This is a genomic window from Microcoleus pseudofavosus SVA1_A4 (assembly GCF_036700565.1).
GTDB lineage: Bacteria > Cyanobacteriota > Cyanobacteriia > Cyanobacteriales > Microcoleaceae > Microcoleus.
In genome coordinates this window covers 1-23,611 of sequence record NZ_JAUBPE010000009.1, presented here as the reverse complement: position 1 = coordinate 23,611, position 23,611 = coordinate 1, and the positions used below count along the sequence as shown (strand labels likewise).

Here is a 23,611-nt window from a genome sequence, read left to right as displayed (position 1 = left end):
CTAATTCCTACTATTGAACGAAAAATCTCCCTGCACAAACATCTCCCGACGGGTGGAAGTTTCAGTTAGGGCGATCGCAGGCAGCCTCTACCTACAGGAAGAGGATTTTCGGCTTGTTGCGAAAAAACCTAAGCTAAAATCGAAGCATGATATTTTCCGTCCCTTTGAATTGCTCATGAAAAGTTACGATTGGATTGTTGTCGGCGGCGGCATTACGGGTGCGGCGCTGAGTTACGAACTGGCAAAAAAAGGTTTTGCTGTGCTGCTTTTGGAACGAGATGCTACCATGCAAAATGCGACTCGTTTTAGTTACGGTGGCTTGGCTTATTGGTCTGGGACGACTGATTTAACTCGTCAATTGTGTCGGGAAGGTATCGAACACCACCGCAATTTATCGACCCAATTAGATGCTGATACTGAGTTTCGCGAGTTGGATTTGTTGCTGACAATTGATGCGGGTACTGATGCGGAAAAAGTAGCAGCTAATTACGCGCATTTTGCGATTGTTCCGCAGCTTTTGAGCGTTGCAGAAGCTGGCGAGTTGGAACCTTTGCTGAATAAAAGCGCGATCGCCGGAGCTCTGAGGGTGCGTCACGGTCACATTTCGCCGACTTCCACAAATAAAGCTTACTGTCAAGGGTTTCTGCGGTTGGGAGGAACAATAGAATTTGCTGAAGTAATTGGGTTTATAGAAGAGGGAAATCGGATTTCGGGAGTCAAGACGGCGCAGGGAATTTATTGTGGCGAAAATACTGTTGTTTGTGCTGGAGGTTGGAGTCGGAGTTTGCTGAAGCTGGCTGGTATTTCTGTGGGAGTTTATTTTACTCGCGCGGAGATTTTGTCAACAGCACCTGTGGATTTGAAACTCAGGACTTTTGTGATGCCTGCGCTATTAAAACGTTTTGAATTGGAAGCTGAATCGAGTAGAATTGAGGTGGATTTTCTTTGGGATGAACCGGGTAAAGAGTTGCTGTCGCCAAGTTTAGATTCGGGTGCAATTCAATTTAATGATGGGAGTTTGCGGATCGGGCAATTGTCTCGCACTTTGAGCGATTTGAATGCTAAAGTCGATCGCGAAACCAGCGAAACGGCAATTCGTGCAGGAATCGGCAAGGTTTTGCCTGATTTGGCAGGTTTACCGGCAACTTGGCACGATTGTATTGTGGCATTTAGCGCTGATAATTTGCCCGTAGTGGGGCCGATTGGATCTCGACCTGGATTGCACGTTTTTTCGGGTCTCAGCAATCCTTTGGCTATTGTACCTGCTTTGGCTGAGCGATTTGCTAATTGGGCGGGGGGAGAAGAAGATAGGGCGATCGAGCTTTTGTCTCCCGATCGATTTATAGCAGAAGGATAAAGGAAGAAGGATAAAGGATGAAGGATGAAGGATGAAGGATGAAGGATAGATGACTAATGACTAATGACTAATGACTAATGACTAATGACTAATGACTAATGACTAATGACTACTGACTCATGACTCATGACTAAAAAAGGCAGCGCGACAATAAATGTAGTACCTTTACCGATCGCACTTTCCACACTTATTGTACCGCCGTGCAGGTCAACGATGTGTTTGACAATGCAGAGTCCCAAACCCGATCCTTTAATTTTGCCTACATTAGCACCCCGTTCAAACTGCTGAAATAGTTTTCCTTGATGTTCCGCTGTCATCCCTATTCCCTCATCTCGAACGCACAAAATTATTTGCTGGTTTTCGCAGCTTAATTCTAAACTGACATTGCCGCCGTTTGGGGAATATTTAAGGGCGTTTGAAAGCAAATTAGTCAGGAGGTGGTGCAGTAGTTTAGCATCGAGATTAGCGTGCAGCGGCTCTGTTGGGGCACGGAAAGTTAGGAGATGTTTGTCGGTGACGATCGGTTGCAGTTCTTCTAAAATACAGGTGCAGAAATCCGTGGCATTTATCGGATTTACATTCAAGGAAAGTTTGCCGGCTTCTGCTTTGCTGAGCATTAAAATATCCTCCAGCAATCCACTCATATTGCTGACGGCTTTTTTTATGCGACCGACATTTTTATTGCTCGTTCCTGGCGTCCTCTGCAATTCGCTATCTTCCAGCATTTCAGCCGATAGCTGTATGGTAGTTAAAGGAGTGTTTAAATCGTGGTATGCCATTGAAATAAAGCGCGATCGGTTTTCGCTTTTCGCTGCTGCTAATGCAATTAATTTTTTCATACTAACTGCTTCTTGATGTTTGCTCAGCGCTATCTTGATGGTGGCGTGCAGTTCTCTTTCTTTAAAAGGTTTGAGGAGGTAGCCGTAAGAACCAGTATTTTCGGCTCGCTGCAAAGTTTCGTCGTCGGCGTATGCAGTTGTATAGATAATTGGGATATCTAATTCTTGATTAATTCTTGCTGCTGTTTCTATGCCGTCAATGTTGCCTTTGATGACTATATCCATTAAGATTAAATCTGGTTCCATTTCGCCTGCGCGTTGGATGGCATCGGCTCCTGAAGAAACGATGTCGGCGATTTGATATCCCAAGTTTTCTAATTTGTGGGATAAATTTTTAGCAATTAATAGTTCGTCTTCTACAATCAAGATACTAATTAATTTTTCAGGACAATTCATAGTTTTACAACCTTTGAGAGTAGTTTAATTCGTTAAATTTTAAGTGAAATGTTGTGCAGGTTTGTCTTGACAGTTCGATGGTTCCTTCTAACTGCTCGGTTAAAGTGCAGACAACTTGAAACCCCATCGAGTTAGTTTTCCGAAAATCTAAGTTTTGAGGAAAGCCAATGCCGTTGTCCTTAACGAAAAGGTGGATTTCCCGATCGCTCGTTTGATAGCATTCTACACTAACTGTACCATTTGCGCCATCAGGAAAAGCGTGTTTCAGGGTATTTGAAACCAATTCATTGGCAATTAAACCGCAGGGAGTAGCGGTTTCAAGATTTAGGGAAATTGGTTCAGCTAATACCTGCAACAGAATTCGGTTGTCGCTAATATTGTAAGAGTGAAACAAGCTACTTACCAAATCTTCGAGATATTCGCCAAAATTAATTTTCGCCAGGTTGGTCGATCGGTACAGTTTCTCGTGAATCAGAGCCATAGAATAAAGACGATTCTGACTTTCTTCAAACATTTTGGCTATTTGCGGGTCGGCAACTGTGTTCGATTGCAATTCTAACAGACTGGCAACTACGCAGAGGTTGTTTTTGACGCGGTGGTGAATTTCTTTGAGCAAAATTTCTTTTTCTTTGAGGGAGTTTTTTAAATTTGCTTCCGCTTGTTTGCGATCGCTCAGTTCAGCTTGCAGTTGCTGGTAGAGTAGAGATTGCTGAATGGCGATCGCCAATTGATTCACCAACTGCTGAAATAAATTGATTTCCCATTCTTGCCAATCCCTGGGGCGCGAGCACTGGTGGGCAATCAGCAATCCCCAAAGTTGGCTGTGCTGAATAATCGGCACTACTAACTTTGCCCTAACTTGAATCTGTTTCATAAACTCCACCATACAAGGTGTAATGCAGGGGTCATCTAGTTCGGAGATCGCACAAATTCGCCCTTGCAAATAAAGCTGATAACTTTCAGGCGGAAAAGCATCTTCCCCAAAATATCTATTCACGAGTTGGCTGCATCCTTCTGCCACGGCTTCAGCAATGACTCGCCCGCCCTTTTTGGGTAAAATTTGATAAACCAAAACTCGATCGGCTAACAATACTTGCTGGAGTTCCGCAACCGTGGTGTTGAGAATTTCCTCTAATTGCAAAGACTGGCGGACGCGGCGGGCGATCGCCTCCACGAGCCGTTCTTGCTCGAACTGCTGCCCCCTAGCGATTTCGGCGTATTTAGAATTGCTGATATCGGCGGCATAACCAATAATTTCGATCGGAAGACTCCTGCTGTCAACCAATAGTTTCAGTTCCGTCCGCAGCCAGCGGTAAAGTCCGTCTCGGTGCAGAAAGCGGTACTCGCTAATGCAATTTTTACCTTCGGACAATTCAGAAAATTTAACTAGAAATTGTGGCCGATCTTCAGGGTGAATGCGGCTCGCCCAAAACTTAGGATTTGCTAACAGCTCTTGGGGGTCGTAGCCAACGATTGTCTTAACGTTGTCGCTGATGTAAGTAGTACAAAAATCCCCCGTCGGTGCGGCTGTAAAAATTACCGCCGGATTAGAAGCGAGCAAAAATTGCAGCCGTTCTTTTAACTGTTGCAATTCCATTTCTGCTCGCTTGCGGTAACTGATATCTTCGATCGCCCCCATGCTGTAGAGAGGAATGCCCTCGCGATCGCGGATCAGTGTCACCGTCAAGTTGGCCCACATCAACTCGCCATTTTTCTTAATCAAGCGTTTTTCCATTTGGAAGCGAGGAATATTGCCCTCCACCAACTGCTTAATTTGCTCCACATCTGCTTGTAAATCTTCTGGATGCGTGAGGTCAGTAAAGGTCATGGTAGCCAACTCCGCATCGCTATAGCCTAACATCTGGCGGTGAGCTTCATTCACTTCGATCGTGCGGTAGTCGCGCACGCTTGCCAAACAGATCGCGATCGGAGCATCGTCAAATAAGTTGCGAAACTTTTCCTCGCTCTTTTGCAGTGCAGCTTCTGCGTGTTTGCGAGCGGTAATGTCTCGGGCGACCCACATCACCCGATCGAGATCCAGCGGCGAAATACTGCCATCGAACCAGATTAACTTGCCCTCAATTTCCAGGCTGTATTCAACTCTGTGGGTTTTCTGAGTTGCCAAAGTTTGGCGAATGTAGCCCAGGGCAAAATTAGCTTCCGCTTCCGGGAAGACTTCGGCGAGGGTTTTGCCCAGCAGTTCAGGAGCCCGTTTGTACAGCAGTCCGGGAAGCGTAGGGGCAATTTTGAGGTAGTGGCCGCTTGCGTCGAAAACCAGCACCATATCCGTCATGGCATTAAACAGCGCCAGCATTTCGGCTTCGGAGTTTTGCAGTTTTTCTGCGGTCAATTTACCTGCTAATACGGCTTGTTTGTAGCGTTCAGTGCGTTGCTGGACTCGCTGTTCTAACTCTGCGTTGAGTTCTTGCAAAGCGGTTTCTGCAAGCGTGCGATCGCTTACATCTCGACCCACAGCTTGATACTCGACGATTTGTCCTGTTTCGTCAAAGATTGCCCGATCGATCCACTGGTGAGTGCGAATTTCCCCGCTCGGCAAAATTACTCGGTGTTCGGAAGTAAAAAAAGGCTTGTCGGGAGATAATAAATTATATTGCTCCAGAAAAGATTCTCGGTCTTCCTCTAAAATCAGCGGCAGGAAGCTGTTACCGAGCAAGTCTTCTGGTTGCACGCCGAAATAACGACAGTAAGCTTGATTGACAAATGTCCTTCTGCTGTCGGGGAGGTAGCGGCAAATCAGTTCGGTTTGGTCTTCCACAATTGCCCGGTAGCGGGCTTCGCTCTCCCGCAGGGCATTTTCGGCATTTTGGCGATCGCTGACTTGTTTTTCTAGTTCACAATTGCCGTCTAACAGTTCGGATTGTTCCGGGAGTTTTGCCGCTTCTTGGTGCAGTGCCTCCATCCAGCTATACATTGCTGGGCGTATCCTTTTTTCGCTGACTAAACCTACGGGCTGACCCCGTTCGTCCACAATTGGCAAGCAATCGATCGAGTATTGACAAAATAGCTTAAATGCGGTCAAAATATCTGTAAATTCTGATTCTTTTAAAACAATTAAATTCCGTGTCATTGCGTCGGCAACTTTCATGCCTTGCCATCCGTATTCGGCGGCGGCTAAGTTCAGCACATCTCCCGGGCTTAGCAGTCCGACTAGCTGATTTTCATCGACAACTAAGACGCAACTAATCGATGCTTTTACCGTTGCGTTTGAGTGCGGCGGTGAATTCGGCAGCCGACAAGGGTCGATCGCCCGACGCATCAGGGCGATCGCCTCTGCGAGCGATGTTGAGGGCGCAACCGTCACAGGATGGCGATCGACAACTTCGTCGGGCGATCGTAAATTTGCCGGCAACTTAGCAAGTTCCATAAGTCTTGACCTAAAAGTATTCCTAATTAACTTTAGCAACACTTTTACCGAGCGGCCAGCAGTCACAAGTCATATCATTTCCTGTAAAATAACCGTTATAAGCCAAGTAGTAAGGACTTCAGTCCGAGCGAGTTTTATGAGAACTAAAATCCTCACTGCGAACCTATTTGATTGCCGTCGTTTTAGCGGACATTATATCATATCATAGGAATTCCGGCTACTGAGGTACTTTTGATGCTTTTTCCATCAATTGCCATCAATTCTCCAGGATTGACAGGTAATGTCTGTTGTGACCATATATTAAAAAGAACCGCAAGTATCTCAAAATCTAATGAGTGAATTGCCTTTCTCAAAGTTGAGTCTGACGGGAAGCGAATATTTGACGGAAGGTCGAACAGTTTTATGAGAGTTGCTCGATGATTTTTTGTAAAATCAACCCTCATACTTATACCCCCAATATCCCGTCGTACAACTGCCTAATAAAATTATCGTCGGGAGCATCCCAATTTGGTAAAAAGCGTTTTTTAGGAGTGCGAGCGTCCATAGCGAACGGTAGGGATCGCGAGCGAGACGCTCGCACTGAATACGATCCAAATATTTTATTCTGATGCAACCGTCCACGAGCTAAAAGCAAAAATGGGATGCTCCCTTCTCGTCAGTATCAGCCGCTGAGGATGTCTAATTCCTCTCTGGTGTCGATGGTCTGGCACTGCTTTAAGTGCTTCAATTAAATTGATTAATGATGCACGGAGTAAGGATAGTTTTCCCCTGGGTCAGACCCGCTCGCCTCTTCTACGATACATTTATTCTGTGACAATAAATCCACCCTGCTTCGATCGGGAGACGCCGGGGATCTGGCCCCAACTATGACGCTCAATCAAACCCAATAACTCCTGACAAACTCCCTATAACTCCTTAATCATTGTAATTGTGGGTGGAGATCGAGATCCCTTTTGGTTACGAGTGTTTTTGCAGGGAAGAGCGATCGGCTTTTATATGTACCAGATGCCAAACGTGCCATAATTTAAAATACAGAGAAGGAGGAGGATCGATCGCAATGTACGCAACTTCCGACCAATCAATGGGTAAAGTTTTAACAACGCTGACCGTTACAAATCGTGCCGACCAGTCTGCTGCTGCACGAGGATTCATTCCAACCGAGCAAATACGCTCCCTCACGCTAGATAACGTTTTGGTAGACACCGGTGCAACTACATTATGCTTACCAGCTTTTGCGATCGCACAACTCGGTCTTGAACTACTCAAAGAAGTCGATGTCGCCACCGCCACAGGACTTAGCAAAGCACGCATCTTTCAGGATGCTAAAATATCTTTATGCGGTCGAGAAGGCACTTTTGAATGTTTGCAATTACCGGGAGGCCGAGATGCTTTAATCGGGGTAATTCCTCTAGAAGCTCTGGGATTAGAACCCGATCTGCGCAACCAAACTTTAAGGGTTTTACCCTCCGAATCTGTAGATACTTACTTGACAATTATGTAGCTGTTATTCTCCCGTCGGGCGATCGCATGAATGGGGATGGGAAGGGCGATCGCTTTTTTGGAATGAGTCAAAAGGTGCGATCGCACAACACAATGCAGTCAAACGTCATTTTGAGTAGAGGAACGCTTGACAATAGAGAACTACTGGTGAATAATTTCAACTATCTTAGCGATCGCCTCGTTCAACTTCTCAGGTGTAAGCTTACCAGCTTTATAAAGTATAATTCCTCTGTCAGCGGTAAACAAGCGATTAGGTCTAATGTTGCTAGTTTGGTTAAGTCCGCCCTCGCTAAAATCACTACTTTCAAGGGTAATAGCATAGCGATCGGCGATTCTCTGGCTAGTAATTTGACAAAGAATTATATCGTCTCCTGCCAAAGTTGCTATGACTAAAGCCGGTCGGCGCTTGGCTTGTGTTAAATCTGAAAATGGGAACGGAACAACTATCACATCACCTTTTACAAATTCTGCCATGCTTCATCCTCCTCTGACTTTAACCAGTCTTTTTGCAAAGAAGATTCGCTGAGGAGGCTTCCTTCTAACTTATCTTTATCATACTTTTCTTTGAGAAATTGCAGAAAATCCCAAACTTCTTCTAATATAAATTCTGGAATATTATCCACTTCTTTAAGGAGCAATTCTTTAGCGTTCATGTCATTTACCTATAAAGCCATAGTAACTATTAATTTATGATAGCATCCTTGAGATTAGCAGCGCTCAGTTGCGATCGCTCCCAATGTTCATGACCAAGAATTTCTTGATGGTCCCCGCCACGTGATTTATCCGTGGAATCAATCGAAAGCATCTCAAATCTAAAATCCTCAAGCCCCCGAATTTATTCGTGGGGTCAATCCAAAATCCAAAATCTAAAATCTAAAATCGAATGACCGACGGACAACCGCAAGCAGCCCGCCAAATTCCGACTGAGAAGTAGATCCATCCAGACCGCTAACAAGGAGCAATTATTTGCTGCTGACGATCGATCCATCCTCGCTTACCTACCCGATCGCATCCGCATCGCCCTCGTTACCCGCGCGGCTATTGAGTATGCCATAGAAGCTGTCGTTGAAATGGCGATCGCCAGTTGTCTCGACTCGCTTAGCGTTGGGCTTTGCAGACTCTAGTATCAGGACTACTGGTTTTCACTTTTTGCGCTTGCCTAGTATGTCTATTCTACAACTGTTACCGTCGAGTCGGTCTGCGATCGCCATTCCACAAAGATCGAGATCCCTTTTGGTTGCGAGTGTTTTTGTCGGGAAGGGCGATCGCACCCTCGATCGCACCGCCCTTATGTAAATTTTTATTACAATTTCATTTTAGTAGCTTTAGATACAGAATTATCTGTTATATTAAAAACAGGGAACAAAAGCCCAGCCCAAATTTAATCAAGCAACACGAAGGAACCGCATATGTCTACCGAAAATCAAGCTCGCTCTCTGATGATGCGCCACCACCAACTGGTGAAGAACCGGCAGCAGTCCATGCTCAACCGCACCGCCACCGAAGTCGGGATGGAAGATACGCACTACTGGGGTCACATTCAAGGCAAACCGCAGCCCAGCTTTCAAGCCAGTTACGATCGCAGCAACGCCACCATGAGCTAAACCAAGCTCAAATTCCCCAATTGCCTAAAAAGTTATTACCTATATTTGGAGAAACCAGTTATGTCAACTCAAGAACAAGCCCGCAGCCTGATGATGCGCCACCAACACGTCGTCAAAAACCGTCAGGAATCCATGCTGAGCCGTGTGGCTGCTGAAGTTGGTTTAGATGCTGGTTCTCAGGCGAGTATCGATCGCAAATAACTCGTTTTTTCAACGGTGAGACAGTTGAATCGAGTTTGTTGTTTGCCAGCTAAAAATTAATCATGTTAGTTACAAAACCGTCGCGACTTCTTCTTGAGTTCTAGCACTCTTCGAGGAAGTCGCGATTAATTTTATTGGGTTGGTTAAACACAAAAAGTGAGGCAGAGCCTCGCTTAACTGCATTTCCACCCATAGCCGGGGAACCAGAAAAGGAAGAACCCTTACAAAGTCAGTTATTCGCAATCTAAAATCTAAAAACTAAAATGATATAATCCCCTCTCAATAGAAGACAAGGCTACTAGGGAGGTCATCATGTCGGACTGGAAAGTAATTGACGGCGGAATTACAGCACCGAGAGGGTATCGAGCATCGGGAATTACAGCGGGCTTGAAGCCTTCAGGCTTGCCGGATTTAAGTTTAATTTTGTCAGAGGTGGATGCGATCGCCGCGGGAGTCTTCACCACATCCACAGTCCGGGCTGCTTGCGTGGACTACTGCCGCCAGCGCTTGCAAGCTAAACCCAGTGCCAAAGCAATTTTGTGCAATGCGGGACAAGCTAATGCTGCTACTGGCTCTGAAGGTTGGGCAGATGCCATCGAAAGCGCGAAATTGTTGGGCGAAGCGCTGAATATTCCTCCCGAATCGATTCTTTTGGCCTCCACTGGAGTAATCGGACAGCGGATTAAAATGGAGCCGCTGAGGGCGGGAATTCCGAAATTAGTTGCTGAGGCTTCAGAAACTGGTTCCGATGCGGCTGCTAAGGCTATTTGTACGACTGATTTAGTGCCGAAAACGATCGCCCTGGAAACCATGTTTGGCGATCGACCGGTGCGTATCGGCGGCATTTGCAAAGGTTCGGGAATGATTCATCCAAATATGGCAACAATGCTAGCATTTGTAACTTGCGATGCAGCAGTGTCGTCGCATTTGTGGCAGGAAATGGTGAGTCGGGCGGCTGACAGGAGTTTCAATCAAATTACTGTTGACGGCGATACCAGTACCAACGATTCGCTAATTGCTTTGGCGAACGGTCAATCTCGGACGCCCGCAATTACCGAGATGGGCCCGGATGCTGAAAAATTAGAGGCGATGCTGACAGAAGTTTGCGTGCATTTGGCAAAGGCGATCGCCCGCGACGGCGAAGGTGCAACTTGTTTGGTGGAAGTGCAAGTTAGCGGCGCGCCGGATGAAGTTTCTGCGAGTAAAATTGCCAAAACAATTGTCGGTTCTTCTTTGGTGAAAGCCGCTATTTTCGGACGCGATCCGAATTGGGGCAGAATTGCGGCGGCGGCTGGGCGTGCGGGCGTACCTTTCGATCAAGAGAATTTGCGGATTCAATTGGGGGATTTTTTGATGATGGAACACGGGCAACCGAAGGAGTTTGATAAATCTGCTGCGAGTAATTACATGAAAGCGGCGGCGTCGGGCGAATATTTGAAGGGAGACACGGTTTTAATTCAGGTTGGCGTCGGGAATAATGGCGGTTTTGCGAAAGCTTGGGGATGCGATTTGAGCTACGACTACGTGAAGATTAATGCGGAGTATACGACTTAATCGTCATTTTCTGTTAGAATCCTGACTTCTTCAAGCAGTCGGGGTTCTAACTATCAAAAATCGCTGACTCTGCGCTATAAGCGATCGGCCCTAAAAAAGAAGGATTACCTATTGACTTTAGTTGATTTCTTGGAGTATTATTTAAATAATAGGAGTGGTGAAAAAATAATATTTTTGCCACCACTTCCATTATCTAATGGTACTTTATTAAAGATTCAAAGTCAAGTGTTTGGCCGTAAAAAAAAGGCAATTTTTTTTATTTTTCTTAAAATTTAACGAGACAAAAGAACTTCGACCAGCTTATTGAGCTTTTCATCTTCCTGCTTATTCGTCAAAAAAGACTTCTCAATTTCTTGCTGCATTTCCAAAAGCAATTGCGGGTTAGCGTTAAAAGCCGGATAATTCTTAGATAAAATCGGCTGAAACCGAATCTGTTGTTTGGCAGCCATTAATTGATTGATAATATAGATGATGCCGTCCGACGAACCGTCAGAAAATACATCGAGAATCGGAATCCCGTTAAACGGATTGATCCATTCTCCAGCGCCCCAACTTTGCGCCTCGACAATGCCGATTTGTTTCACGTTTTGACCGGTGCCTAAAGATGTCACGACAATATCTTTGATATCCACTGTATCGCGCCACGGGCTAGCAGGATTTTGTCGCCATTTCGGATTGGCTGGCGGGTTGGTATTCCACCTCAAGCGTTCTGCGATCGCACAAAGTGCCGGGTTGCTGGCCACAAATCCGCCGTCTATTAACGGAATGCCTCTGATACTGCCCGCTACGGGGATTTGATTGCCTTCTTCCTGCCAGTTTTTCAGGAATTCTGGGTTGGTCATTATGTGCGCCGGAAAGGCTACCGGTACGGCTGCGGACGATCGGCAAATCTCCCAGACGGGGATTGTTTCGTGGGCAACTTTGGTATTCTTGAACACAACGGGTTGCCGGTTGTAAGTGTCGTAACTCGTAATTAAGACTGGTTTGGGCAAGTCTTGAAATAGTAAAGGTTTGGCTGGCAAGTTTTCGGGTTTTATCGGTTGTGGCAATTTTTCAAAATTGATTTCGCCTTGACCGAATAATGCTTGCAAAACTTGTCTCAATCCGATGCCGTCGTAGATGGGCTGGGTGAAAAAACCGAGCGCCAGACGGTTGATAAAACTCCTAAATACATTATTGAAAGGAGGGAATATTTCAATTCCCCTTTCCAGATAAAGTTTTTTAATCCGGCTGGCATTGATGCCTCTAGCTACAGCACAAGCAGTCAGGCTTCCCGCTGACGTGCCTGCTATTAAATCGAAATAATCTCTCAGTTGTTTGTTGGGGAATTTTTGCCGGAGTTTTTGTTCCAATCTTTCTAGGATAATGGCGGATATCAAGCCGCGAATCCCGCCGCCGTCGCAGGAAAGTATCGAATAGGGTTTGCTGTCAGTCATGCGATTTTAGATTTAAAATTTAGGATTTGAGATTTAGGAAATTAGCAAAACTATTTTCCCGGTAACAGAACCTGTTTCTAACAATTCATGCGCGGAAGCGGCTTGTTCCAGGGGGAAAGTTTGGCTGACGTGAATTTTGAGCAAGTTGCGATCGCACAAACGAGCACACTGCTGCAAAATATGAGCCTGCTGTTGCTGTTCCTCCACCAAACCTTCCAGCATCGGTGTTAACATTAATTCCAGACTAATTCGCAGATTGCGGATTCTCGCTGTTTTCAAATTGCCCAAAGCCGGGTCGGGTTCCAAAATTGTTACCAAATCTCCATAAATTTTCACAGCCGGAATAGTTTGGTAAAAAGTTTCTCCCCCGACTGTATCGAAAGCCAAGTCAACTCCTTGTCCTTGAGTCCAAGTCAAAACCTCATCGACAACATCGGTATTTTTGTATAAAATAACTAAATCTGCACCCAACTGCCCTATAAATTCGGCTTTTGCTTCAGAACTAACAGTCGTGCAAACCTCAGCACCGTGCAACGAAGCCAACTGTACCGCGACGTGGCCGACACCGCCGGCACCGGCTTGAATCAGCACTTTTTGGCCGGCTTGTAAGCGCCCTCGATCGTACAGCGATTCCCATGCTGTAATTAAAACTAACGGCCCAGCCGCAGCCTCAGCAAAACTTAAAGCAGCAGGCTTGAGGGCGAGAAAACGTTCGTCTACAACGGCAAACTCAGCATAAGTACCGATCGACCCGCCCAAACCCCCATTGCAGAAAAAAACCTCGTCTCCGACTTGGAAACTTTGCACAGCAGCACCGACAGCCTCTACGACTCCAGCACCGTCGCACCCCAAAACGTGAGGAATTTTCTCGGGGTAAAAAGTGCCGCGCGATCGCAACTTAGTATCTATGGGATTGATTCCCGCTGCCCGCAACCGTACCAAAACTTCAGTTTCTGTTTGTATAGTAGGAGCGGGGATATCTTGCAGTCTCAATACGGACGGGCTTCCGGGAGTTTCAAAAACGATCGCTTTCATAGCTGTTATTAACTTGCATTGTCGCCTTCACCTGCGATCCTACCTTGTATGCGTTACTCATTTGTGACGATACTTACTTATTTTTAAAGAGATTTGCTTCAGGTAACTACAACAATTGTCGAGCGGTGCTAATCGATGTTCGATCTAGATTTATTCCTTTACTTTAAGATTCTTGCATACCTTCTAGGATTATCGGCGACTTTAGCCTTGGCGATCGCGATTTATCTTAAAGTGCAGCGAAGGCCCCCCAGTCTGCAGCAGGGACAAGAACAACAACAGTGGCCAGAATTAAACCCCGACGATTTATCTACAGGATTAAAAATTAGGAAAAACTTTTTGATTTTCCCTAACTCAAATTTGTTGCGGCAATCTGACAGCTTCTTGGGTAAAGTTTTAGGTATTGGCGACGCTCTATTCCGCGGCCAGCAACAGCGCTCAACTGTGAATTCTTTGCCTCTTGTCGGACCTGCAACGAGCAAAATCATAAGTCTGAGCATGGAAGGTTCGATCGGGGAAAATCGATCTCGCCCTCCCAAAGTCAGCGCTTCCGGGCAATTAGAAGAAGACTTGCTGGGCGACATCCTAGCAGGTACTGACTCGCCCGGGGGAGCAGAATTCTTTGACGCCTTAGTTCGTCACTTAGCCTCAGCACTCGGAGTTCGCAGCGCCGTTGCTTCCAAATTGATTAAGTCGATCGAACGCGCCGATGCTAATCCCGATCGACTGCAAGTTATCAGTTTTTGGAGCGGCGGACAACGGCAGCCAAACTTTGAATGCGACACCGCCAATACTCCCGAAGCGCTGGTGTTCGAGCAGGCAATGTACTCCTGTCCAGACGGCCTCCTGGAAACCTTCCCAGAAGACCGCAGACAGGTTGTTACAGGTGCGCGCAGTTTCCTGGGAGCCTTGCTCAAAAATTCTTACGGCGAACCTTTAGGGATTATTTGTATTTTCCACGATCGACCCTTGCTGGAAGCACATCTTGCCAAATTCCGACTAATTCTCAGCATCTTTGCCGGACGGGCCGCCGCCGAATTAGAGCGGCAGCGCCTAGAAGCAGCACTCAGCACCGTAGAAGCGAAATACTGCGCCCTTGTAGAACAAATGCCGGCTGTCACCTACATTTCTCCCCTCAACCGCAACGCTGCCAAACTTTACATCAGCCCGCAAATCGAGACTTTTCTCGGTTATTCTGTAGCTGAATGGCGGGCAGACCCCGGCCTGTGGCTGAAACTCGTTCACCCAGAAGACCGCGACCGCGTGTTAGTTGAAAACGCCACACAGAAATTCACCTGTGGAGAAGAGATATTTTGCGACGGGCCGCTGGTTTCAGAATACCGCGCGATCGCCCGCAACGGCCGAGTTGTCTGGTTCCGCGATCGAGCCATCGCAGTTCGCGATGAAGCAAGCAAGTCCGTCATCCTTCAAGGTGCAATGTTTGACATCACGGAAACTAAAGTAGCTGCCAGCGCGCTGCTAGAAAGCGAATATCGCTATTACACCTTGGCAAAAATACTGCCGGTCGGGATTTTCCGCGCCGACGCTGCTGGAGATTGCTTGTACGTCAACCAGCGATTTTTGGAGATGGCGGGACTGACTGCGCCAAAGGCACTGGGCGAAGGTTGGGCGCAAAGTTTGCATCCCGAAGACCGATCGCGCGTTTTGAGCCAGTGGTATCGCGCTGTCAAAGAGAAGTTGCCTTGTAAGTTAGAGTACCGCTTTTGCAACGGCGACCTCACAACCTGGGTATTTTGGCAAGCAGTCCCGGAAATTGCCAAAAACGGGGAAGTTCTGGGCTATCTCGGTACGCTGACCGATATCAGCGATCGCAAGCAGGCAGAATTCGCGCTGCAACAGGCCGAAGAGAAATACCGCAGCATCTTTGAAAACGCGAGCGAAGGCATTTTCCAGACAACGCCCGAGGGGTGCTACCTCAGCGCTAACCCTGCTTTGGCCAGACTTTACGGCTACTCCTCGGCCGCCGAACTGATCGCAAACATCCGCGACATCGACCGCCAACTCTACGTCGATCCCAACCGCCGCAGCGAGTTTTTGCGCGAGATCGAAAAAGACGGTTTTGTGTCTGAGTTTGAGTCTCAAGTTTACCGGGCTGACGGAACCGCCATCTGGGTTTCCGAGAACGGGCGGGCTGTTCGCGGCGCTGGCGGCAATTTGCTTTACTACGAAGGCACTGTCGAAGATATTACCCTCCGCAAAATAGCAGAAGACAAGTTAGTACACGATGCTTTGCACGATATGCTAACGGGTTTGCCCAACCGATCTTTATTTATGGATCGCTTGGGACACGCGATCGAGCTTTCAAAACGCCGTCCCGAAGTTTTGTTTGCGGTGCTGTTTATCGATCTCGACCGCTTTAAGGTTGTTAACGACAGTTTGGGGCATTTAGTGGGCGATCGGTTGCTGATCGCGATCGCGCAGCGCCTGGAAATCTGTTTGCGCGCTGGAGATACCGTTGCCCGTCTCGGCGGCGACGAATTCGCTATTTTGCTGGAAAATATCAAAAACATCGAGGATGCGACGCACATTGCCGAACGAGTGCAAGCGGAACTGGCAGAGCCTTTTTACCTCAACGAATATCAAGTTTTTACCAGTGCTAGCATTGGCATTGTTTGTTCTGGTTTGCGGCAGCCTCCAAGGGAAAGCAGCGAACTGTTGAGCCCCGGAAATCTGGAAAATATCGATCGGGAAACTTCTTTGTCTTGCTTATCTTCCGACTCCCCAGTTCCCCTGGTTCCATTCCAAATATTGTACGATCGACCGGAAGAATTGCTCCGAGATGCAGATGCGGCCATGTATCACGCTAAGGCATTGGGCAAAGCTCGCCACGAAGTTTTTGACTTAAGTATGCACACTAGCGCCGTCGCCCTTTTGCAACTGGAAAACGATTTGCGGCGCGCTCTAGACTCTCAGGAATTTCGGCTTTACTACCAGCCCATCGTCTCTCTAACAAGCGGTAGAATCAGCGGTTTTGAAGCGCTGCTGCGGTGGTCTCACCCCCAGCGGGGTGTAGTATCTCCCGGCGAGTTTATTTTAGTAGCAGAAGAAACTAGATTGATTGTACCTATTGGTTGGTGGATGATGCGATCGGCTTGCCGTCAGATCCACCAGTGGCACCAAAAATTCCCAAAAACTCCGCCGCTGACTGTCAGCGTCAACCTTTCTAACCAACAATTTAAACAGCCGGATTTAATCGATCGCCTTCGCGAAATTTTACAAGAAACTCAGCTTGACCCCCGGACTTTAAAGTTAGAAATTACTGAAGGTGTCATCATGGAAAATGCGGAATCAGCAGCCGCTATCCTAGCGGAATTGAAAAGTTTAGAAATTCAATTATATATTGACGATTTCGGCACGGGCTATTCTTCTTTGAGTCGCCTGCACACTTTTCCCACTGACGCTTTAAAGATCGATCGAGCTTTTGTCAGCCGCATGACTGAAGATGAAGGAAACGAAGCGATTGTACAGACTATTTTAATTTTAGCCAGTCATTTAGGTATGGATGTAATTGCTGAAGGAATCGAAACCATCGAACAGCTTAATTTACTCAGAGCCCTGCAATGCGAGTACGGACAGGGATACTTTTTCTCGAAGGCGGTAGACAGCATCGCCGCCACACTTTTGATAGAAAGTCAACCTGAATGGTAATTGGACTGTTGACTGTTGACTGTTAGCGGTTGACTGTTGACTGTTGACTGTTGACTGTTGACTGTTGATTATTAACTTTTGGGTTTTTGTTTTAGTGAGTTAAGATAGGCATTAAGTTTTGGTGAAAGTTCATTTAATAAGGGATGCAGGCGATCGCTCTGTTCTTGAGTTAAAAGATTGCGGGCGTAGGCAAGTCTTAACCAGTGTCTTGTTTCGTTTAAGGAACCTCGGGCAATTTTCACAAAACGCTGATTATCTTGGCAGCTATAACGTCCATGTCCTTCTGCAATATTAGCACCAACACTATCAGCCGATCGCACTATTTGTTTGCCCATCGTATCCTTCGTAAACTCGTCCCATTTTTTAACAATAAACCATATTTCGTTTGATATTTTTTCAGCTAATTGATAAACTTGTAGCTGTTGAAAGCTTTCCATATTAACTCCTTTCAACAATTGATAGCTAACAATTGATTAATGACCCATAAATACAAGTCAACAGTCAACCGTCAACAGTCAACCGTCAACAGTCAACCGTCAACCGTCAACAGTCAACTTCCTTAAACTTTCGCTTCCAAAGACTTAAGAAACTCAGTATTTACTCCCGACTCCCGCGTCATGGCAATTTTACCAGTCCGAGCAATTTCCTTAATCCCAAATCTATTCAGAACCTGGACGATCGCCACCATTTTACCCGGATCTCCCACAACTTCCAATGTCAGCGTATCATCACCAATATCCACCACTCGCGCTCTAAAAATCTGAGCTAACTCAATTATCTCCGATCGCGTCCCGGTAGCTGCATTAACTTTCAGCAACATCAACTCCCGTTCCACACAGGGAATTTCCGTTATATCCTGAACTTTAAGCACGTTAATCAACTTGTACAGTTGCTTGGTCAACTGCTCGATAATCTGGTCATCTCCCGGTACAACCATCGTAATCCGAGACACTCCCACTTGCTCCGCCGGGCCGACGGCCAGACTTTCAATATTAAAACCCCGACGAGCAAACAAACCAGCAATTCGAGTGAGGACACCCGCTTCATCTTCAACTAAAACCGAAAGAGTGTGTTTCATTTCTCCAAAAAGACGCATTTCGTGCAATTCTACTTTCGCCAATTCGCCTTTTAGCAGAAGTGCACGCCCATTGAACCTGCCTTAGATATTTTATCGCGAGTTATATCATTTCCGGTTACACCGGAATGATGTTGACTGTTGACTGTTGACTGTTGACTGTTGACTGTTGACTGTTGACTGTTGACTGTTGACGCCGTGAACACTCAACGCCGTGAACAGTGAACTCAAATTTACTATTCCGATGCTAAGGGATTTGATATTATTGGCCGTTCATCTGCGGGAAAAAACAATATATTTAAGCTGTGGGGGCCAGAGTCACGTCCGATCGACAATATCACTCATAGATCAGCGTAAATCCGCCCCCACCCGCTTATTGTTGTCGATCGCACGCACGCGATCTAAGTTTTTTTGTGTACGAACCTACACAATTACTCCATCGAATAAAAAGTTTTCAGGTCTTGTCCCTGACGGGGACTGAAATTTTGAGACCAATTGGTCTCAAAATTCCTTCACAGAAAAACCCGGTGTTCCAGCGACGGCATTTGGCGGCGGACTTGTTCTAGCCGATCGGGATTAATTTCTGCGATCGCCACTCCCGGTTCCTCTCCAGCATCCGCCAAAACCACACCCCAAGGGTCTACAATCATCGCGTGACCGTGAGTTTGACGGCGGCCGTAGTGGTGTCCAGTCTGGGCGGGGGCGATCGTGTAGCAAGTATTCTCGATCGCCCTAGCTTGCAGCAACACCTTCCAGTGATCCTTGCCAGTGTAAGCCGTAAACGCCGCCGGCACGAACAAAACATCCGCCCCCTTGTACGACAAATGCCTGTACACTTCCGGGAACCGCACGTCATAGCACACAGAAAGTCCCAGCGTCCCCAACTCCGGCGACACATAAACCGGTGGCAAATCTTCACCAGCTTTCACAGTGTTCGATTCCCTGTAAGTAATGCCGTCTGGCACATTCACATCGAACAAATGTACTTTTTTGTACCTTGCCACTTCAGTACCGTTTGGGTCTACCAGCAAACAAGTATTGTATACCTTCCCTCCCTCCGTCGGCACCGGAAATCCGCCGCCCAGAATCGTTACCTGGAACCGCTGGGCCATCGTTTTGAGGAATTTTTCGCTTTGGAGCCCGATCGCCTCTGAAGAGGCAATTTTTTCCTCCTCTTCTCCCATAAACGAGAAATTTTCTGGTAAGGAAACTAACTCCGCACCTTGACGCACTGCCAGGTCGATTAATTCCTCTGCCTGAACCAAATTTTTTTGCAGGTCAGGCAAGCTAGTCATTTGAATTGCTGCGGCGAGATAAGACTTCATCGATTCACAATATTAGTCATTAGTCATTAGTCATTAGTCATCAGTCATTAGTCATTAGTCATTAGTCATTAGTCATTGGCAACTAATTTGAGCACTAAATAGTTGAGATTCTTGGTTTTTTCCCCATTTATTCGCTGGTCTTGCACCAACTAATCTGGTTTGAGAGCTTTGATGTTTGAGCTTTAAATTAACCTGTAACTCATCACTCAAAACTCAAAACTCTCAACTTTTTTCTCCACCGTCAACCGTCAACCGTCAACCGTCAACCGTCAACCATCAACCGTCATAGGTTTTGCAACCTAATTTCCCTCAAATCTTAAGGCATCGGATGGAAAAGCAGGTCTGGGAAAAAGCGGTTAAATTCAATCAAACCCGCAGCTTGAATTGATATCCAAAGGATAGCCAATACTGGTGCGGTCGAGAGAAACTTAAGAAAGTATTGCATGAATTCTGCTCCTGAAAATTTGAGACAGTTGGTAATTGCCGATCGGTCTAGCGCGCTAATTGCTAATTTCTAGTTAATTACTTAACTGTTAGCTATTAGCTCTTCTCCATTTCCCAATTTTAGCGGGGGGAAACAGTAATTTCGTCGTCCTTGGCAAACATTTCACCGCTGGTGATTGATGTGAGAGCTGCCAGAGGCCATAAAACGCCGCTCAGCATACATTTGATTGCCAAAGGAACGTCGATAATAATCTCTTTTTCCTCTGGGGTTGCTGATTTTTTGGTAACTTGCAGATAAGAACGGCCCACCCAACCAATCCAACCAGCAATATACAAGAACAGTATGCTAGGAATCAAAAAGTCCCCTGCTTTGCTCAAGTTGCCGTCTACGATTAAGTGCGGGTATCCTTCCGGGCCGCACAAAGCTTGAGAATAGCGCTCGAACCGCGCTTTCGCAGATGCCGGGTCGCCATTCGTAGAACGCGCATTTTTAGCCAGTTCCTTGAATTCGGGAGAGTCCTTGCACGGCACTAAATTGTAAGCCGAAGCAACTGGAGCAAAACTGATCCAGACACTCAACACTAAAATTGCAGCAAACAATCGTCGCATGGAATTGTTTCCTTTTGTTACAAAACAATAAGTTTTTTTACAAGCATTTCAACTTGCCGATCTGGAATCCAGATTATCGTGTTTGTTGACAGTGTAAATTATCCATCATTGATGCGGCAAAGCCCAATAGAATGAGGGATTCCCGTTTTCATAGGTCAATGCTGAGCTAGCAATACCGCGAGGATATTCCTTCCTTGCATTCGATGATGGTCTTACCTGTCGATCGGGCAAATATCCCTTAACAATAACCTGAGTACAGGTATAGCAGGGGACTTGCGCCGAATTAGTTAAGCTAGCAATAGCTAACCTATCAAATAAAATTACCAGTTAATGGCAACCATTTTCGCAATCGAAACAAGTTGTGACGAAACAGCAGCAGCAATTGTTAAGAATCGTCAAGTTTGCAGCAATGTTGTAGCATCGCAAATTAAAATCCACGAGCAGTATGGCGGGGTAGTACCGGAAGTGGCTTCGCGGAGTCACCTAGAAATGCTCAATCAGGTAATTGCCCAGTGTCTCGGTGAAGCAAACCTCAGTTGGTCAGAAATTGACGGCATTGCAGCGACTTGTGCCCCCGGTTTAGTAGGTGCATTGTTAGTCGGGCTGACAGCGGCGAAAAGCTTGGCAATAGTTCATCAAAAACCTTTTTTAGGCGTCCACCACCTCGAAGGGCACATCTACGCTTCTTACCTTAGCGAACCCGACTTGCAGCCGCCGTTTTTGTGTTTGTTAGTTTCCGGGGGACACACTAGCTTTATTTACGTCAAAGATTGCGGGGTTTACGAAACTGTAGGACAAACGCGCGACGACGCCGCCGGTGAAGCTTTTGATAAAGTTGCGAGACTGTTGCAGCTAGGATATCCCGGCGGGCCGCTGATTGACAAATTGGCCGCCCTTGGCAATCCCCAAGCATACCCTCTACCAGAAGGCAGAATTTCGCTGCCGGGAGGCGGCTACCATCCCTACGACAGCAGTTTTAGCGGGTTGAAAACAGCAGTTTTGCAATTAGTGCAGAAACTCAAAAAACAAAATAACAATGTGGGTGAACAAGGCATCTTGCCTGCCTCTACAATTAATGATATTGCGGCCAGCTTTCAGGAAACTGTAGCTAAGGGTTTAACAAAAAGAGCGATCGACTGCGCCATAAATTTCGGACTTAACACTATTGTAGTCGGTGGCGGAGTTGCAGCAAACAGCGGACTGCGAAAACACTTACAAACGGCAGCAGCAAAACACAACTTGCGGGTATTGTTTCCGCCATTAAAATATTGTACAGACAATGCAGCAATGATCGGCTGTGCGGCGGCAGAACACTTGCAGCGAGGACACACATCACCGCTGACTTTGGGAGCAAATTCGCGGATGGCTGTCAGCGATATTATGGAACTGTACAAGAGTCATTAGTTATTAGTCATTAGTTAACAGTCAACCGTCAACCGTCAACCGTCAACCGTCAACTGTCAACTGTCAACCGTCAACTGTCAACTGTCAACTGTCAACCGTCAACCGTCAACTGTCAACCGTCAACCAAACGATGAAAATCCGCGATGCAGTAGAAAGCGATTTGCCAGCAATTGTCAAAATATACAACGCAGCAATACCAGGGAGAATGGCCACAGCAGATTTAAAACCAGTCTCAGTCGAAAGCCGCCTCGCGTGGTACAGAGAACACTCCCCCAATTCGTTGCCCATTTGGGTAATCGAATCAGAAGAAAATATTGTTGGCTGGCTGAGTTTTCAGCTTTTCTACGGACGCGCAGCCTATCAGCATACAGCAGAAGTTAGCATCTACGTCGCACCCGATCGCCAACGCTGCGGAATCGGACAAAAATTATTGCAATCGGCAATTGTGCGGAGTCCTGAATTGCAACTTAAAACACTCATAGGCATAATTTTTGCACACAATCAGCCGAGTTTAAGATTGTTCGAGAAATTTGGCTTTCAGCGGTGGGGATATCTGCCGCAAATCGCCGAACTTGACGGCGTTGAAAGAGATGTCGTAATTCTGGGTTTGCGTTGTTTGTAGGAACTGATATCGTTTCCGGTAGCATCGGGATTATTAGCCAAAATTAGGACACGGCAATGCCGTGTCCCTACAATATTATTATTTTCGGTAGGGACACGGCACTGCCGTGTCCTCTATATCATTCCGGTACAACCGGAATTGATGTGATGTTTGCTCAATCTGCTAAAATTTTAATTTCATCCAAAGATGCGATCGCCACATCAGCTTTTTCCAAGTGACTAACCTCGGCCTTTCCCCAACAAATCCCGATACAACCAGCCGCGCCCGCATTTTTACCCATTTGAATATCGCCCGCTGAATCTCCTACCATCAAAGTTGCGGCGGGATTTACTCCAAGTTTCTCACAAGCTTGCAAAAACAATTTCGGATCTGGTTTATGAACCGTTGAATCAACTCCCATTTCTAACTGAATGCAGTCAGCTAATGCGTGGTGTTTCACAAACTTCTGCACAACCTCCGTCGTAGCAGCCGAAAGAATTCCCAGCTTCAAACCCGCTGACGAAAGATATTTCAGCACTTCCAAACTGCCGACAAATAAAGGAGAAACAGCACTATTTTTAAACATTTCGTCAGCTTCATCAAAAGCGCGGCGCGCAATAGTTAAAGATTCCAACCATCCCCTGCCGGTTTCGGCGATGTATCCCGCCGCCACAATCTCATTTTCCCTGCGACTACCGACTGCTAGCAAGCCTGTGGGGTCGATGCTGCCACCTTCGATGCCGAAAGCCATTTGTAAAGGCTCTCCAACGCCGGGAATTTGAGCGTCTGCGAGGCGCGCTCTCTTCATCCCCAAAAGTCTCAAAAATTCTTGAGAATCCTCTAGAGTGCCGTCTTTGTCAAAGATTACGGCTTGGATATTCGAGAAGGTAATGCCCCGACATTTAATAGTTACCAAGAATCTGAACTCCGTAATTTTTATATTTTTTTGTATGGTCTCATATTGTGCTATTTTTAGCAATTGTTTTTAGCGCAACATAACTCTCTTGTCCCCCCCTTATTAAGGGGGGCTAGGGGGGATCGGACCTTAACTATTACGAGATGCCCGATCGTACTCTTGTCCCCCCCTTATTAAGGGGGGTTAGGCAGGGTGGATTAATTGTCGAGAGGCGAAATCAAGGCTATGAAGGCTATTGACCAACTTTATGCGAGGCATTTAACA

At 46.5% G+C, this 23,611-nt stretch carries 21 protein-coding genes; 9 read left to right on the top strand and 12 right to left on the bottom strand.

Annotated elements, in window-relative coordinates:
• The first annotated feature begins 175 nt into the window (after positions 1-175).
• A complete protein-coding gene (locus tag QUA02_RS05965) occupies positions 176-1,357 on the top strand; it encodes an NAD(P)/FAD-dependent oxidoreductase (protein ID WP_333026108.1) in 1,182 nt (393 codons plus the stop codon).
• A gap of 95 nt (positions 1,358-1,452) precedes the next feature.
• Here the strand turns inward: QUA02_RS05965 and QUA02_RS05960 are convergent, their stop codons facing one another.
• Positions 1,453-2,592, bottom strand: coding sequence for a hybrid sensor histidine kinase/response regulator (locus QUA02_RS05960; RefSeq protein WP_333026010.1), 1,140 nt, complete (start codon positions 2,590-2,592; stop codon positions 1,453-1,455).
• A gap of 4 nt (positions 2,593-2,596) precedes the next feature.
• Positions 2,597-5,977 carry a PAS domain S-box protein gene (locus tag QUA02_RS05955; RefSeq protein WP_333026009.1) on the bottom strand — a complete coding sequence of 1,127 codons (3,381 nt, stop codon included), beginning with the start codon at positions 5,975-5,977 and terminating at the stop codon, positions 2,597-2,599.
• Positions 5,978-7,034: 1,057 nt separating this feature from the next.
• Between QUA02_RS05955 and QUA02_RS05950 the strand changes: the two genes are divergently transcribed.
• Positions 7,035-7,478: an aspartyl protease family protein gene (locus QUA02_RS05950; protein ID WP_333026008.1), complete on the top strand. Its 444-nt coding sequence runs from the start codon at positions 7,035-7,037 to the stop codon at positions 7,476-7,478.
• 140 nt (positions 7,479-7,618) lie between these two features.
• On the opposite strand, the gene QUA02_RS05945 is transcribed toward QUA02_RS05950, so the two are convergent.
• Positions 7,619-7,951: a type II toxin-antitoxin system PemK/MazF family toxin gene (locus QUA02_RS05945; RefSeq protein WP_333026007.1), complete on the bottom strand. Its 333-nt coding sequence runs from the start codon at positions 7,949-7,951 to the stop codon at positions 7,619-7,621.
• Positions 7,936-8,130 (bottom strand): hypothetical protein, encoded by a 195-nt coding sequence (locus QUA02_RS05940; protein WP_333026006.1) that lies wholly within the window; start codon positions 8,128-8,130, stop codon positions 7,936-7,938. The genes QUA02_RS05945 and QUA02_RS05940 overlap by 16 nt, the downstream gene beginning before the upstream one ends.
• Before the next feature lie 511 nt (positions 8,131-8,641).
• Between QUA02_RS05940 and QUA02_RS05935 the strand changes: the two genes are divergently transcribed.
• The 4 genes from QUA02_RS05935 (at position 8,642) to argJ (ending at position 10,836) form a co-directional block, all read left to right on the top strand.
• Complete coding sequence (locus QUA02_RS05935; RefSeq protein WP_333026004.1) at positions 8,642-8,773, top strand: hypothetical protein; 132 nt, start codon at positions 8,642-8,644, stop codon at positions 8,771-8,773.
• A 113-nt stretch (positions 8,774-8,886) separates the two neighbouring features.
• The gene (gene gifA / locus QUA02_RS05930; RefSeq protein WP_006631905.1) at positions 8,887-9,081 is read left to right on the top strand and encodes a glutamine synthetase inactivation factor IF7A; all 195 of its coding nucleotides are present in this window, start codon (positions 8,887-8,889) and stop codon (positions 9,079-9,081) included.
• 60 nt (positions 9,082-9,141) lie between these two features.
• Positions 9,142-9,282: a hypothetical protein gene (locus QUA02_RS05925; RefSeq protein WP_333026113.1), complete on the top strand. Its 141-nt coding sequence runs from the start codon at positions 9,142-9,144 to the stop codon at positions 9,280-9,282.
• 312 nt (positions 9,283-9,594) lie between these two features.
• The gene (gene argJ / locus QUA02_RS05920; RefSeq protein WP_333026003.1) at positions 9,595-10,836 is read left to right on the top strand and encodes a bifunctional ornithine acetyltransferase/N-acetylglutamate synthase; all 1,242 of its coding nucleotides are present in this window, start codon (positions 9,595-9,597) and stop codon (positions 10,834-10,836) included.
• A 272-nt stretch (positions 10,837-11,108) separates the two neighbouring features.
• Here argJ and QUA02_RS05915 read toward each other — a convergent pair whose 3' ends face one another.
• Both QUA02_RS05915 and QUA02_RS05910 read right to left on the bottom strand, forming a co-directional pair.
• The gene (locus tag QUA02_RS05915) at positions 11,109-12,272 is read right to left on the bottom strand and encodes a patatin-like phospholipase family protein (RefSeq protein ID WP_333026002.1); all 1,164 of its coding nucleotides are present in this window, start codon (positions 12,270-12,272) and stop codon (positions 11,109-11,111) included.
• A gap of 33 nt (positions 12,273-12,305) precedes the next feature.
• Positions 12,306-13,307 carry a zinc-dependent alcohol dehydrogenase family protein gene (locus tag QUA02_RS05910; protein WP_333026001.1) on the bottom strand — a complete coding sequence of 334 codons (1,002 nt, stop codon included), beginning with the start codon at positions 13,305-13,307 and terminating at the stop codon, positions 12,306-12,308.
• 135 nt (positions 13,308-13,442) lie between these two features.
• Between QUA02_RS05910 and QUA02_RS05905 the strand changes: the two genes are divergently transcribed.
• A complete protein-coding gene (locus QUA02_RS05905) occupies positions 13,443-16,973 on the top strand; it encodes a sensor domain-containing protein (RefSeq protein ID WP_333026000.1) in 3,531 nt (1,176 codons plus the stop codon).
• A gap of 71 nt (positions 16,974-17,044) precedes the next feature.
• Here QUA02_RS05905 and QUA02_RS05900 read toward each other — a convergent pair whose 3' ends face one another.
• From QUA02_RS05900 to QUA02_RS05880, 5 genes are all read right to left on the bottom strand, one after another.
• Entirely contained in the window at positions 17,045-17,410 is a 366-nt protein-coding gene (locus QUA02_RS05900) for a four helix bundle protein (protein ID WP_333025999.1), read from the bottom strand.
• A gap of 122 nt (positions 17,411-17,532) precedes the next feature.
• On the bottom strand, positions 17,533-18,051 hold the full coding sequence (ilvN, locus tag QUA02_RS05895) for an acetolactate synthase small subunit (protein ID WP_096828017.1): 519 nt from the start codon (positions 18,049-18,051) through the stop codon (positions 17,533-17,535).
• 509 nt (positions 18,052-18,560) lie between these two features.
• Positions 18,561-19,373, bottom strand: coding sequence for a carbon-nitrogen hydrolase family protein (locus QUA02_RS05890; protein ID WP_333025998.1), 813 nt, complete (start codon positions 19,371-19,373; stop codon positions 18,561-18,563).
• Positions 19,374-19,689: 316 nt separating this feature from the next.
• Complete coding sequence (psaJ, locus tag QUA02_RS05885; RefSeq protein ID WP_333025997.1) at positions 19,690-19,818, bottom strand: photosystem I reaction center subunit IX; 129 nt, start codon at positions 19,816-19,818, stop codon at positions 19,690-19,692.
• Between the two features lie 119 nt (positions 19,819-19,937).
• The gene (locus QUA02_RS05880) at positions 19,938-20,426 is read right to left on the bottom strand and encodes a Photosystem I reaction center subunit III (RefSeq protein WP_332985161.1); all 489 of its coding nucleotides are present in this window, start codon (positions 20,424-20,426) and stop codon (positions 19,938-19,940) included.
• A gap of 330 nt (positions 20,427-20,756) precedes the next feature.
• Here QUA02_RS05880 and tsaD point away from each other — a divergent pair, with 330 nt between their 5' ends.
• Together tsaD and QUA02_RS05870 are read left to right on the top strand one after the other, a co-directional pair.
• Complete coding sequence (tsaD, locus tag QUA02_RS05875) at positions 20,757-21,830, top strand: tRNA (adenosine(37)-N6)-threonylcarbamoyltransferase complex transferase subunit TsaD (protein ID WP_333025996.1); 1,074 nt, start codon at positions 20,757-20,759, stop codon at positions 21,828-21,830.
• A gap of 130 nt (positions 21,831-21,960) precedes the next feature.
• Positions 21,961-22,452 carry a GNAT family N-acetyltransferase gene (locus QUA02_RS05870; protein WP_333025995.1) on the top strand — a complete coding sequence of 164 codons (492 nt, stop codon included), beginning with the start codon at positions 21,961-21,963 and terminating at the stop codon, positions 22,450-22,452.
• A 154-nt stretch (positions 22,453-22,606) separates the two neighbouring features.
• On the opposite strand, the gene QUA02_RS05865 is transcribed toward QUA02_RS05870, so the two are convergent.
• The gene (locus tag QUA02_RS05865; RefSeq protein WP_333025994.1) at positions 22,607-23,347 is read right to left on the bottom strand and encodes an HAD family hydrolase; all 741 of its coding nucleotides are present in this window, start codon (positions 23,345-23,347) and stop codon (positions 22,607-22,609) included.
• Positions 23,348-23,611: the final 264 nt, after the last annotated feature.